This is a genomic window from Devosia sp., from assembly GCF_017307495.1.
Taxonomy (GTDB): domain Bacteria; phylum Pseudomonadota; class Alphaproteobacteria; order Rhizobiales; family Devosiaceae; genus Devosia_A.
Genome location: NZ_JAFKHE010000025.1, coordinates 46557 through 59592 on the forward strand (window position 1 = coordinate 46557; position 13036 = coordinate 59592).

Below are 13036 nucleotides of genomic sequence, written 5' to 3' on the forward strand. Positions count from 1 at the left end.
ATGAGCTTGTCCCTGTCGTTCCTTGGTGGTGCGGGCACCGTCACGGGGTCGAAATTCCTGCTCGAGACCGGTAGCCGCCGGGTCCTCGTCGACTGCGGCCTGTTCCAGGGCCTCAAGGAACTGCGGTTGAGAAACTGGGCTCCCTTCCCGGTGCCGCCGAACAGCATCGACGCGGTACTTCTGACCCACGCGCACATCGATCACTCCGGCTACCTGCCGGCACTGGTGCGCGATGGCTTCGCCGGCAGGATCTACTGCTCCCACGCCAGCATGGAACTGTGCGAGATCCTGCTGCGTGACAGCGGATTCCTGCAGGAGAAGGATGCCGACTACGCCAATCGGCACGGCTTCTCGAAGCACCACCCGGCCCTGCCGCTCTATACCCTCAAGGATGCCGAGGCCGCGCTGCCGCATTTTTCGCCGGTGCCCTTCCACCAGCCGCACCAGATCGATGGCGGGCCGACGGTCCAGTTGCGCCACGCCGGCCACATCCTGGGAGCCGCGACCATCGAATGCGACTGGAACGGCATCAAGACCGTATTCTCGGGCGATCTCGGCAGGTTCGACGATGCCATGATGCTCGATCCCGAGCCGGTGCCATCGGCCGACTACCTCATCGTCGAATCCACCTACGGCAACCGCCGCCACGACCGGCGCAACCCGCAGGACGCGCTGGCCGAAGTGATCAACCGCACGACGGCGCGGGGCGGCACAGTCGTCATCCCAGCGTTTGCAGTCGGCCGGGTGCAATCGCTGCTCTATCACCTCGAGCGCCTGCGCACCGCGGGTCGGATCGGCAACGTGCCGATCTTCCTCGACAGCCCAATGGCGATCAATGCCAGTGAGATGCTGTGCACGCATCTCGCTGATCATCGGCTGCCGGCCGGAGCCTGCATCAAGGCGTGCGACATCGCCCACTATGTTCGCGAGGTCGACGAATCCAAGGCCCTGACCAACAATCCCGTACCCAAGGTGGTCATCTCGGCGAGCGGCATGGCGACAGGCGGGCGTGTCTTGCACCACCTCAAGCGCTATGCCCCAGACCGGCGCAACACGATCCTCTTTGCCGGCTTCCAGGCCGCAGGCACCCGCGGTGCCGCCATGATTGCGGGCGTCGACAGCATCAAGATCCACGGTGAGTTCGTGCCGGTGAGGGCTGAGGTCGAGAACCTCTCAATGCTTTCGGCGCATGCCGATGCCGACGAAATCCTGCGCTGGCTCGGCGGCTTCAAGGCGCCGCCGCGCATGACCTTCATATCGCACGGGGAACCGGAGGCTTCGGAAGCCCTGCGCCAGAGGATCGAAGGAGAGCTCGGCTGGCCCTGCAGGATTCCGGGGCACCTGGAACGGGCGGTGCTCGAATGACCAACGTCGGCGCACACCCGGAGCACAGGACGAGAATCTCGCCGATGCCCCTCCGGGCGCGGCCGCTCGGCATCCACACCCTGGACGAGCCAGTGGCGTTCATGCGCACCGACTGCCATGTCTGCCGCTCGGAAGGTCTGTCCTCCCGCTCGCGGGTCTTGCTGCGATCAGGAGATCGCACTGTCGTAGCGACGCTCTATCAGGTCTCGTCGGATCTCGTCGCCGTTGACGAAGTGGGACTGTCCGAAGCCGCATGGAGCCTATTGGGTGTGGTGCACGGCAACCCGATCACCGTGCACCACCCCGATCCCTTGACGTCCTTTGCTCATGTGCGCTCGAGGATCTTCGGCAACCGGCTGTCGCCCGGCCAGTTCCGCGAGATACTGGATGACGTGGCGGCCAGGAGGTATTCCAGCGTCGAGACGACCGCCTACCTCGTGTCCGGGTCGTCGTTTCCGCTGGACGAAGCCGAGACGGTTGCCCTCACCCGGGTAATGGTCGATCTGGGCGAAACGCTTACCTGGCCGAACACCCCGATCGTCGACAAGCACTGTGTCGGCGGTCTGCCCGGCAACAGGACGACGCCGATCGTCGTCGCGATTGCGGCCGCGCTGGGGCTCACGATGCCCAAGACCTCATCGCGCGCGATCACCTCGCCAGCGGGCACTGCCGATGCAATGGAGACGCTGGCGCCTGTCGACCTGGACTTGCCGGCCATACGCCGGGTGGTCGAACGGGAGGGCGGCTGCGTCGTCTGGGGCGGAGCGGTGGGCTTGAGCCCCGCCGACGACCTCTTGATCCGCGTCGAGCGGGTGCTCGACCTCGATTCCGAAGGGCAACTGGTCGCCTCCGTCCTTTCCAAGAAGATTGCTGCAGGGGCTACTCACCTTGTCCTCGACATTCCGGTCGGGCCGACGGCAAAGCTGCGCACTGCCGCGGCTGGCGAGGCTCTCGCCGGCCGGCTGGCCGCGGTTGCCGACCAGTTCGGCATTGCCACAAGGGTGGTGATCACGGACGGCACCCAGCCGGTCGGCAGAGGCATCGGACCCGCCCTCGAGGGTCGCGATGTCCTGGCGGTCCTGCAGCAGACGCCGGGCTTCCCGGAGGACTTGCGTGCGCGGGCGTGCGCTCTCGCTGGAGCAGTGCTCGAACTGTCGGGCAAGGCATCGCCTGGTGAAGGGGTGGTCATCGCGGCGCAGACCGTTGCGAATGGCCGGGCATGGGCAAAATTCCAGGCGATCTGCGAGGCACAGGGCGGTCTGCGCACCCCGCCGACCGCACCCTATCAGCATTCACTGACGGCTCTGTCCTATGGCCGCGTCACCTCCATCGACAACCGCAGGATCGCACGCGTCGCCAAGCTCGCCGGCGCGCCCGGATCCAAGTCGGCAGGTGTCGAAATGCATGTACGCCTTGGTGACGAGGTCTCGTCCGGGCAGCCGCTCTACACCATCCACGCGGAGACCCCGGGGGAGATCGAATACTCCCTGGATTACGTCGCCGCCAAACCGGACATCGTGGGGGTCGGCGGAGCTTGAGCACAACACTGTTTCCAATGGCATGAGGAGAAACGTCGATGAACCGACCCAGAGTCCGCGTGGCAATCAATGGCTACGGCGTCATCGGCAAGCGCGTGGCCGACGCGGTGCGCCTGCAACCCGACATGGATGTCGCCGGCGTTGCCGACGTGACGGCCGACTGGCGGATGCAGGTCGCGGCCGAGAAGGGGTTCGACCTCTTCGGTGCGAATGAGGCTGCGGTAGGCGCCTTGAGGACAGCAGGGCTCGAACCCCGCGGCACCCTGACAGCACTGCTCGAACAGGCCGATGTCGTGGTGGATTGCACGCCCAAGCGCGTCGCCGCCGAGAACGTCACCACCTACCGCGCCAAGGGGCTCAAGTTTATCCTGCAGGGCGGCGAAAAGCATGCGGTAACCGGCCATTCGTTCGTTGCCGAATCGTCCTATGCCGCCGCCGTCGGTCGAGACAGCACACGTGTGGTTTCCTGCAACACCACGTCGGTAGTTCGCACCCTAACCGCTCTCAAGGCCGCCGGCCTGCTGGTTTCGGCGCGCGGCACCCTTCTGCGGCGCGCAACCGATCCATGGGAGAGCCACGAGAGCGGTATCATGAACACGCTGGTACCCGAGCCGGCCATTCCGAGCCACCAAGGGCCCGACGCTCAGAGCGTCGATCCGGAGCTCGACGTGGTCACGATGGCCGTCAAGGTCCCGGAGACGCTCAGTCACCTGCACTACTGGAACGTCCGGCTGACGCGAAGCAGCACTCGCGAGGAGGTTCTTGAGGCCTTTCGCGGCTCCGCGCGCATCGCCCTGATCCGTGGCGACCGAGGCTTAGGGGCGCTCAACGCCGTCAAGGAATGGATGCTGGATATCGGCCGCCCGCGCGGCGACCTCTACGAGGTGGCACTGTGGGAAGACATGGTCACGGTGCGCGGCGACGAGCTCTTCTATGCCTACATGGTGGACAACCAGGCGATCGTCATTCCAGAGACGATCGATGCCATCCGCGCGATCTGCGCGCTTGAACCAGAGCCCTCCCGTTCGATGGCGATCACTGACGCCAGCCTCGGCATTGGCCGGCTGGTCGCAGCAATCCGGCACGAGCCTGCCACGATCGCATGAATCTTCGTTTCTTCTCAAGGAGACTGACCATGAAACGTCGTGAATTTCTTGTTGGAGCAGTCGCCGGCACCGCTGCTCTATCGCTGCCCTTGGCACTGAGCCGGTATGCCGTCGCCGCCGGCCCAGAACCGAAGCTTCTCACCATTGTTCGCCGCACGATCGAGGTGAACGGCAAGGCGGCCAGCGTATTCGGCCTGCAGCAGCCCGACGGCTCGGTGGGACTGCGCTACCGGGCAGACGATGCGTTCAACCTGCTACTGCGCAACGCGACTGCGGAGCCGACGATCATCCACTGGCATGGGCTAACCCCGCCCTGGCCCAGCGACGGGGTCGCGGATGCGCCGTTGCCGCTGATGGCCGCCAATTCCGAACGCGCCTTCGACTTTCCAGTCGGGCGGCCCGGAACTTACTGGATGCACGCCCACACATTGCAGGAACAGGCTCTGCTGGCGGCGCCGCTGATCGTCGCCGATCCCGCCGATGATGGCCGGGATGAACAGGAAGTCGTCATCCTGCTGCACGACTTCTCGTTCAAGACCCCCGAGGAGTTGCTGGCCGGCCTGGTCCCGGCAGCCACCGCCTCGGAGCCGATGTCGGGCATGGACATGGATCATGGCGCACACGGCAGCATGGATATGTCCGCGGGCGGCGCGACGATGGATCTGAACGATATTGAATACGACGCCTATCTTGCCAACGACCGGACGCTCGACAACCCGGAGATCGTCGCAGTGGAGCGCAGCGGTCGGGTCAGGTTACGGATTATCAATGGCGCTACAGCTACGGCATTCACCATTGATACCGGAGAACTGGAAGGCGAACTGATCGCGGTCGACGGCCAGGCCATCGAGCCCATCAAGGGCCGGCGCTTCCCCCTCAGCATGGGACAACGTGTCGATATTCGTCTCGAACTGCCGGACGAGGCGAAATCGTTCCCGATTCTTGCCCTGCGGGAGGGGAGTCCGCATCGAACGGGCATTATTCTCCGTCCAGTCGGGGCTGAGGTGACCAAGGTCGCGATGCAGGGAACGGAAGCGGGGCCGGTGCTCGATCTGGTCCTCGAATCCGAGTTGCGGTCACTCGCGCCGCTGGCTGAACGGACCGCTGACAAATCCTTCGCGATGACCCTTAATGGCGACATGACCGCCTACAAATGGGGGTTGGGACTCGATCAGCCGATCCTTGCCGACCTGGGTGACCGGATCGAGATCAAGATGACCAACATGACGATGATGGCCCACCCGATGCACCTGCACGGCCATCACTTCCAGGTCGTCGCCATCGACGGGCGGCGCTTCGCCGGTGCCGTTCGCGACACCGTGCTGGTTCCGCCCCAACGCTCGGTCACGATCGCCGTTGAGGCAGACAACCAGGGCCAATGGGCATTCCATTGCCACCACCTCTACCACATGGCCGCCGGGATGATGTCGACCTTCGGCTACCGGGTCTGACTAACACAGGGATATGCAAGACATGAAAACCGCTACGCTCGAGGTCGCCGATCTCACCAGCATCCTGGACTTTGCTGTCGTCGAGAAACGGCTGACGGGTTTCCCCGGAGTACACCACGTCGCAATGAATGCCGGCTCGAGCACTGCCAGCATTCACTATGACGAGGCAAAGACGAGCCCGGAGCAGCTGGCCGAGCAGATCATGGCGTGCGGTTTTCATTGCCGCGGCGAGACGGCGCCGCGGCACGTCTGCGTGCCGGACAGCACGGTCGTGCCAGTAGGTGGCCCCAAAGCTGCCTCGCATTCGGACCACAAGGCGCATGCCGCAGGCACACCCGCCGCAATGGGTGAGGATCATTCCGCTCATCAGGGTCATCCACCAGCGGCGACACCGGCCGCAGCCAAGCCGCCACATGACGCGATGGCCCATGAAATGGGGCACGGCGCCGGCATGGACATGCAGGACATGGTGCGCGACATGCGCAACCGCTTCGTCGTCAGCCTCATCTTTACCGTGCCGATCTTCCTGCTCGATCCGATGGGCCTTGCCCAGCCGCTGATCCAGCCACCCTTCGGCCTCAGCATGAACCTGACGATGTTCATCCTGGCGAGCGCGGCGATCCTCTACCCCGTTTGGCCCTTCCTCGTTGCGGCGTGGCGCGCCCTTCGCAACGGGGTGCTCAACATGGCCGTGCTCGTCGTCCTTAGCGTCGGGACCGGTTATCTCTTCAGTGTCGGCGCGACGTTCTTCTTCGACGGTGAACAGTTCTACGAGGCGGCGGCCGTGCTCCTCGTCTTCATCCTTTTGGGGCACTGGCTCGAGATGCGGGCCCGCGCCGGCGCATCGGCGGCAATCCGCGCGTTGCTCGACCTGGCCCCGCCAAAGGCGACCGTGCTGCGCGACGGCAAGGAGATCGAGATCGCGACGTCCGAGGTTGTCCTGGGCGACATCGTCGTCCTGCGGCCGGGGAACAAGCTGCCGGTCGACGGCGAGGTGATCGAAGGCGAGTCGACGATCGATGAGTCGATGCTGACCGGCGAGTCCATGCCCGTCACCAAGAAGGTCGGCGACCAGGTGATCGGCGCTACGATCAACAAGAGCGGGACCCTGCGCTACCGCTCGACCAAGGTGGGCGCAGACACAGCCCTGGCGCAGATCGTCAAGCTGGTCCAGGAGGCGCAGAACTCCAAGGCCCCGGCCCAGTTGCTGGCGGACCGGGCCTCGCAGTGGCTGGTTCTTGCCGCCATCGTCATCGGCCTTACGACCTTCGCCGTGTGGTTCTGGGTCATCGGCCAGACCCTGTTGTTCGCCCTCACCCTCACCATCACCGTGTTCGTCATCGCCTGCCCCGACGCCCTGGGGCTCGCCACGCCGATGGCGGTGATGGTTGGCACAGGACTGGGCGCGTCGAACGGCATCCTGTTCAAGAACGCAGCGGCCCTCGAGGAAGCCACCAAGCTCGACGTGATGGTCTTCGACAAGACCGGCACGCTGACCATGGGGCAGCCGAAGGTTGTCGACGTGGCAGCCGCGCCAGGCATCACTGTGGAAGAAGTTCTGGCGGTGGCGGCCGCCGTCGAGCGTGGGTCGGATCACCCGCTCGCAGTAGCAATCGTCGAGAAGGCCGAGGGCCTCACCATCCCCACTATCTCGGGCTTTCTCAACATCGAAGGAAAGGGAGCCACCGCCAGGGTCGGCGGCGATCCTGTGTATCTTGGCAACCGAGGTTTGATGGAAGAACAAAAGGTCGACCTCCTCGAGCTCGGAGCGAGGGCGGAGGCACTCAAAGGCGAGGGACGCACCGTCATTCACGTTGCGAGGTCAGGCAACCTGCTTGGCCTGATCGCCATCGCCGACGCTCCCCGCCCTACCGCCGTCGCCACCATCGCCAAGCTCCACGAGCAGAAAGTACGCGTGGCAATGCTCACCGGCGACAATGCCGGAACGGCAAAACGCATTGCCGGCGAGCTGGGCATAGACATCGTCCTTGCCGACGTACTGCCGGGACAAAAAGCTGCAAAGATCAAGGAGCTGCAGGCTCAGGGGCTGAAGGTCGGCATGGTTGGCGACGGCGTCAACGATGCCCCGGCCCTGACGCAGGCCGATGTCGGCTTCGCCATCGGCGCCGGCACCGACGTCGCGATCGAAAGCGCGGACGTCGTGCTGATGAAGAGCGATCCCTATGACGTTGTGGGCGCGATGACCCTCTCCAGGGCGACGCTGCGCAAGATGCACCAGAACCTCTGGTGGGCGGCCGGCTACAACGTCATCGCCTTCCCCATCGCCGCAGGGGTGTTCTTCCCATTCCTGCTCAGTCCGCAGGTCGCGGCACTGGCCATGTCGGGCAGCTCCGCCCTCGTCGCCATCAACGCGCTCATGCTGAAGCGCACCAGGCTCGAAGGCATCCGGCGCCGGGACGAACCGGTCTCCTTGGCGGACGAGGCTGCAGTGGGGGCTACGCCTTGATTGCACCAGATGTGGAACCGCCCGTCCTCGTACCTCTGCCGGGAAACGAAACGATGGCGAGCCGGCTGGCCGATCTTCTCGAGGCCGAGGTCTGCGAGATCGAGACACGCCGCTTTCCGGACGAGGAGACCTATCTCAGGTTCACCCGATCGCCGGAAGGACGATCGGTGGCCCTGGTCTGCACCCTCGACCGCCCGGACCCCAAGTTCCTGCCGCTCCTCTTTGCCGCGTCAGCGGCAAAGGAGCTCGGCGCCAGCCGGGTCGGGCTGATTGCGCCCTACCTGTGTTACCTCCGGCAAGACCGGAGCTTCCATCCTGGCGAGGCGATCACCTCGGCGACCTTCGGCCGGGTGCTCTCAGCCGAGATCGACTGGCTGGTGACGGTCGATCCGCATCTGCATCGCTATGGCTCGCTCGATTCCGTGTACACCGTCCCTTCCCGCGTTGCGGCAGCGGCTCCCGCGATCGCAGCGTGGGTCTTGACCAATGTGTCACGCCCGTTGCTCATCGGCCCCGACAGCGAGAGCGAACAATGGGTGGCAACTGTGGCCCGCCTGTGTAACGCCCCCTACAAGGTGCTGGCGAAGGAACGGCTGGGGGACAGGAGCGTCCGTATTGCGATACCGGACCTGAGCGGCTTTTCGGATCGAACCCCCGTACTAGTCGACGACATCGCCTCGTCCGCTCAAACGATGATCCAGGCGGCCCGGCAACTGCGGGGGAGCGGCCTCTCAGCCCCCATCTGCATCGCGGTCCACGCTCTGTTCACTGCCGAGGCATTTGCTCAACTGCGGGATCAAGCGGCCTGGGTCGCAACGTGCAACGCGGTCACTCACGAAACCAATGCAATCGACATCGCCCCGGCCCTCGCCGAGGGCGTCGCGGGCCTTAGGAGCGCGCACCTTGTTTGACCTCCGACAAAGATGCCCGCCGCGGCTCAGGATACCATGACCAGACCAAACTAGCATAGCCGGAGATGCGCCATGTCCATCAACACCTCAGCGGCTCGAGCCGCAGCCGGGGCAATCGCCCTCACACTCCTTCTGTTCATGGGCGCTTCGGCCCCGCAGGCGGCAGCGCCGATCGGGAACGGTGGCTACGTCTACACGGCGAATGAAGGCGATAACTCGCTGAGCCGCATCGACCTCATCACGGGCGAGGTCTTGACGGTTCGAACGGCCGTCACTCCTCACAACGTGCAGATCACGCCGGATGGCGAGACCCTCCTGGCAGTCGGTACGGAAGCCATGACGATGACGATGGATGGCAGCACGGGCGCCCATGATGGCGAGGCCAAAGGCATCCTGCTTGTGTTCAAGGCCGACGACCTGTCGGCCGGCCCTTCGGCCCAAATCGAAGTCGGCGAGCACCCGGCCCACGTCATCGCCGACAAGGATGGCAAGCGTGCCTATGTCACCAATTCCGAAGACGGCACGGTGACGGTGGTGGACCTCGTGACAGCGTCAGTGGTGGGCACGATCCCGACCGGCAGCTTTCCCCACGGAATGAGAATGAACCCGGCCGGTGACGAGATCTACGTTGCCAATGTCCAGAGCGGCACCGTCTCGGTGCTGGATGCCGATGGGCTCAAGGAGATCGAGCAGATCACGGTCGGCAAGGCCCCGGTGCAGGTCGGCTTCACGCCCGACGGCGCTCGCGTGTTCGTGTCGCTCCGCGACGATGACAGCGTCGCAGTGATCGACCCCGCAGACCGCTCCGTTCTCGATCGGATCGCCGTCGGCGACGGCCCGATTCAGGTCTACGCCACACCCGACAGTGCCTTCGTGCTGGTTGCCAACCAGGGCACCGAGGAAGAACCGAGCGACACGGTTTCGGTGATCGATGTTGCCGCGAACCAGGTGGTCCGGACCATCCGGACCGGCACGGGCGCTCATGGCGTCGCAGTAAGCGACAACGGCCAGTTGGCGTTCATCACCAACATTGTTGACGGCACAGTTTCAGTCATCGAAATCCCGAGCTGGGAGGTGATCGCCACCATTGCCGTGGGAGCAGGGCCAAACGGAGTGACGTTCGGGCGCTAGGCACTTTGCGGTGCGGGCCGGAAGGCCTGCTCCGCTCGTGCGGAGCGCGGTCCTGCCGCCCGCATCTACCGCTTGGCTACCTTGCAGGCTTGTTCAACAGAGAGCCCGGGCTGGGCCGCTGTCGCCCGACTGCCGACCAGCCTGTCCGATCCCCGCTACGCCGGCTCGCTGCCATCCGCAGAGTTAACGGTTCATTAGCCATCGCGGGGCAACTTGAGAGGAATCGCGAACGGGATCGCCACGCGAGCGCCAACATTATTGGCTGTATCGCACTTGTGCGAAAAGAGTCGGGTAGATTCGGTTGGGCCACGTCCTGGTGAAATTGCTGAACTGGGCCGCGCTACTGCTCTTGCTTCTGGCGGGCGCCGCCCCGGCTCACGCGGACACGGATCATGCCCTCAGCGTTGACTCTGCTATCGTTGAAGTGAAGGCTGCAGCAAACGCCGCCTTCCATGTCGAAGCCCCGACTGCGCCGTCCGAGCCCGTCGTCCATTGTGGCGCCCCCTTGCTCGGCATCCTTGCGTCCGGGCCATGCACAGCCCGTCTTGCTTGCCGGTTGGTCTATCAGCCCGGGGACGTGTGGCCGGTGTCGCCCCAGCCACCCGGTTTTGATCCGCCGCCACCCCGGAGCCCGTTGACAAGCTAGCGCCATAGCGCCTGTCGTCAACGGGACTTTTGATCATGAAATTGAAGTTGGTGAGCGCCTGGCTGGCAGCCGGGACCGTGATGCTGTCAGCCGCCGTGTTCGCGCATGGGAACGCGACAGGGATTGTCGGTGAGCGAATGATGGGCATGATGATGCTGGGCGAGCAGGTCAAGCTGCTTACGCCTATGCTTTCGGCTGGTGGAGCTGTGGACGGGGCCGCCCTGGGCAAGGCCGCATCCATGATCGAGATGCACGCCGGCCCGGCGATGACGAAGCTGTTCCCCCAGGGCAGCTTGGACAAGCCATCGGAAGCACGACCTCAGATCTGGGAACGCTGGCAGGAGTTCTCCGACTATGCGGGACAGCTCGCGGCGCTCGGCGCCGAACTTCGGAAGTCGGCGGCGACGCCCGCGGAAAAGCCAGAACCGGCGGCAACAGCTGCTCCCACAGCCGCAAGCGAGTGGGAGCGACTCGACGTCGCCGTCCTGATGGGACTCGAGTCTCGAACGGCGTCAACGGTAGATGAGGTCATCACCGGTTCCATACAACTCAGACCTCGCGATCCCGCAACAATCTTCGCGGACATCACGGCGACATGTTCCTCGTGCCACGCCTCGTTCAGGCGGTGAGCATGCGGCTGCTCATGATCTTGGGTACGCTCGTCGGTCTGCTTGGCGCTGGAGCAGCGCTCGCGCTCAACTTTCCGCTGCCTCCACCTGAAGCCGTCGCTTCCTTTCAGGGTGATGCAAAGCGGGGGGCATATCTCGCCCGGCTGAGCGGGTGCATCGCCTGCCACAGCAGCAAGTCGGGTGAGCCGTGGGCCGGGGGAAATCCGCTCAAGTCGAAGTTCGGCACTTTCTACGCGCCGAACATCACCCCCGACAAGGAACACGGCATCGGCGGGTGGACATTCGAGCAATTCGTGCGGGCTGTGCGACAAGGGGTATCGCCGTCGGGTAAGCCCTACTATCCGGCGTTTCCCTACGAGTTCTATGCCAGTCTCACCGATCGCGACATGGCGGACCTGTGGGCCGCCATGAAAGCCATCCCACCGGCGCCACAGGCCTCGCGTCCGCACGAGCTCGGATTCCCGTTCTCCGTGAGGGATGGCCTGCGGTTGTGGCGTCCACTCTTTGAACGCGCGGACATGACCGCGAGCGAACCCGACAAAGGCGGCAGTTGGAACGTGGGGCGGTATCTCGTAATGGGGCCGGCGCATTGTGCCGCCTGTCACATGCCCCGCAACCTCGCCGGTGGGCTGAACGACAGCGACGGTCTCGCAGGCGACCCCCGGATGCTCGACGGCGGAAAGTCGCCAGCGCTGACGGCAGAGGCTTTGAGGGCACGAGGCTGGACCAAAGAGAACCTCATTACTGCCCTGAGGACGGGGGTTCTGCCCAACGGGGATGCCTTCGGCGGTTCGATGACCGAGGTCGTACAGGAGAGCACCGCCTTTCTTTTGACATCGCACCTTGAGGACATGGCGGCCTACCTCTTGGACCTCGATGAATGACTGCCCGTCCGCTTTCCGCTGGCATAGCACCACCGCTTCTGCAGCAGTGGGGGCGAGTGATCGTCCTCCTGACGCTGGTGATCGCGGGGTCGGTCGCTCATATGTCGGTGATGACGACAAGGGCATGGGGGACGCCGATCGATCGGCCGTTTGACCACCACTACCAGGCGCAACACTGCGATGGTCCGAGTTGCCATAACGATGCCGATCGCCCTTCGGCATGCTGCGGCAGCGGGCCCTGCGCCTGCATTTTCGGGAACCCGCTGTCGGGATCGACAATTGCATCCGGGACGCCCGAGCCCATTCCTGGAGACACACGGCTGACCGCCCGGCCGAGAAAGGGCATCGACCGCCCCCCGAAAGCGGATAGACAGACAACAACAATCTCCCTCCAAGCACAGGATACACCTCAAAATGACCAAGACGATTATCGCTCTCTCAGCCGCCCTTCTCATGCTGTCGGCAGCGTCCTCCGCCAATGCCCAGGACGCGATGGCCGGTCATGACATGTCCGCCATGGGCGGATCGATGGAAACGTCGCTGCCCGAGATCTGCCAGACCGAAGCCGGCAAGCAGGCCGCCGCGGCAATGCCCAGCATGGGCATGGGCCATACGATGAGCATGCCCGAAGGCAACATGGCCATGATGGCCGGCATGGATCAGATGAACAAGGACATGTCCGCCGCGTCTATGGTCAGCGACGTCGACGTGGCATTTGTCTGCAGCATGATCCCGCACCACCAGGGTGCCATCGACATGGCCAAGGCAGAGCTCGAATACGGCGACGACGAATGGGCAAAGACGATGGCCCAGAAGGTCATCGACGCCCAGGAGCAGGAGATCGCAGACATGCGCGCCTGGCTCGAGCAGCAGAAGTGATTGTTGATGGGGGCGCTTAAGCGCCCCCA

General features: G+C 64.4%; 10 protein-coding genes. All 10 read left to right on the top strand.

Features of this window, described 5'->3' with window-relative positions; translation table 11 throughout:
• The 10 genes from J0I99_RS16030 (at nucleotide 1) to J0I99_RS16075 (ending at nucleotide 13007) form a co-directional block, all read left to right on the top strand.
• Entirely contained in the window at nucleotides 1–1365 is a 1365-nt protein-coding gene (locus tag J0I99_RS16030; protein ID WP_291390431.1) for an MBL fold metallo-hydrolase, read from the top strand.
• Nucleotides 1362–2903: a thymidine phosphorylase family protein gene (locus J0I99_RS16035; protein WP_291390430.1), complete on the top strand. Its 1542-nt coding sequence runs from the start codon at nucleotides 1362–1364 to the stop codon at nucleotides 2901–2903. Before J0I99_RS16030 ends, J0I99_RS16035 begins: the two co-directional genes overlap by 4 nt.
• A 38-nt stretch (nucleotides 2904–2941) precedes the next feature.
• Nucleotides 2942–4009: a type II glyceraldehyde-3-phosphate dehydrogenase gene (locus J0I99_RS16040; protein WP_291398598.1), complete on the top strand. Its 1068-nt coding sequence runs from the start codon at nucleotides 2942–2944 to the stop codon at nucleotides 4007–4009.
• A gap of 29 nt (nucleotides 4010–4038) precedes the next feature.
• Nucleotides 4039–5460: a multicopper oxidase family protein gene (locus J0I99_RS16045; protein ID WP_291398599.1), complete on the top strand. Its 1422-nt coding sequence runs from the start codon at nucleotides 4039–4041 to the stop codon at nucleotides 5458–5460.
• Between the two features lie 22 nt (nucleotides 5461–5482).
• Nucleotides 5483–7927, top strand: a complete 2445-nt coding sequence (locus tag J0I99_RS16050) for a cation-translocating P-type ATPase (RefSeq protein WP_291390427.1) — start codon at nucleotides 5483–5485, stop codon at nucleotides 7925–7927.
• A gap of 11 nt (nucleotides 7928–7938) precedes the next feature.
• On the top strand, nucleotides 7939–8838 hold the full coding sequence (locus tag J0I99_RS16055) for a ribose-phosphate pyrophosphokinase (RefSeq protein ID WP_291390441.1): 900 nt from the start codon (nucleotides 7939–7941) through the stop codon (nucleotides 8836–8838).
• 72 nt (nucleotides 8839–8910) lie between these two features.
• Complete coding sequence (locus J0I99_RS16060; protein ID WP_291390425.1) at nucleotides 8911–9969, top strand: beta-propeller fold lactonase family protein; 1059 nt, start codon at nucleotides 8911–8913, stop codon at nucleotides 9967–9969.
• A gap of 681 nt (nucleotides 9970–10650) precedes the next feature.
• Nucleotides 10651–11244, top strand: a complete 594-nt coding sequence (locus J0I99_RS16065; protein ID WP_291390323.1) for a cytochrome c — start codon at nucleotides 10651–10653, stop codon at nucleotides 11242–11244.
• Nucleotides 11245–11246: 2 nt separating this feature from the next.
• On the top strand, nucleotides 11247–12128 hold the full coding sequence (locus tag J0I99_RS16070; RefSeq protein ID WP_291390325.1) for a cytochrome c: 882 nt from the start codon (nucleotides 11247–11249) through the stop codon (nucleotides 12126–12128).
• A gap of 414 nt (nucleotides 12129–12542) precedes the next feature.
• Nucleotides 12543–13007: a DUF305 domain-containing protein gene (locus J0I99_RS16075; RefSeq protein WP_291390327.1), complete on the top strand. Its 465-nt coding sequence runs from the start codon at nucleotides 12543–12545 to the stop codon at nucleotides 13005–13007.
• Nucleotides 13008–13036 lie beyond the last annotated feature (29 nt).

Bases quoted from the DNA above. Each gene is read 5' to 3' on its own strand.
- J0I99_RS16030 (WP_291390431.1), top strand. From the start codon at position 1: ATGAGCTTGTCCCTGTCGTTCCTTGGTGGTGCGGGCACCGTCACGGGG.
- J0I99_RS16035 (WP_291390430.1), top strand. From the start codon at position 1,362: ATGACCAACGTCGGCGCACACCCGGAGCACAGGACGAGAATCTCGCCG.
- J0I99_RS16040 (WP_291398598.1), top strand. From the start codon at position 2,942: ATGAACCGACCCAGAGTCCGCGTGGCAATCAATGGCTACGGCGTCATC.
- J0I99_RS16045 (WP_291398599.1), top strand. From the start codon at position 4,039: ATGAAACGTCGTGAATTTCTTGTTGGAGCAGTCGCCGGCACCGCTGCT.
- J0I99_RS16050 (WP_291390427.1), top strand. From the start codon at position 5,483: ATGAAAACCGCTACGCTCGAGGTCGCCGATCTCACCAGCATCCTGGAC.
- J0I99_RS16060 (WP_291390425.1), top strand. From the start codon at position 8,911: ATGTCCATCAACACCTCAGCGGCTCGAGCCGCAGCCGGGGCAATCGCC.
- J0I99_RS16065 (WP_291390323.1), top strand. From the start codon at position 10,651: ATGAAATTGAAGTTGGTGAGCGCCTGGCTGGCAGCCGGGACCGTGATG.
- J0I99_RS16070 (WP_291390325.1), top strand. From the start codon at position 11,247: ATGCGGCTGCTCATGATCTTGGGTACGCTCGTCGGTCTGCTTGGCGCT.
- J0I99_RS16075 (WP_291390327.1), top strand. From the start codon at position 12,543: ATGACCAAGACGATTATCGCTCTCTCAGCCGCCCTTCTCATGCTGTCG.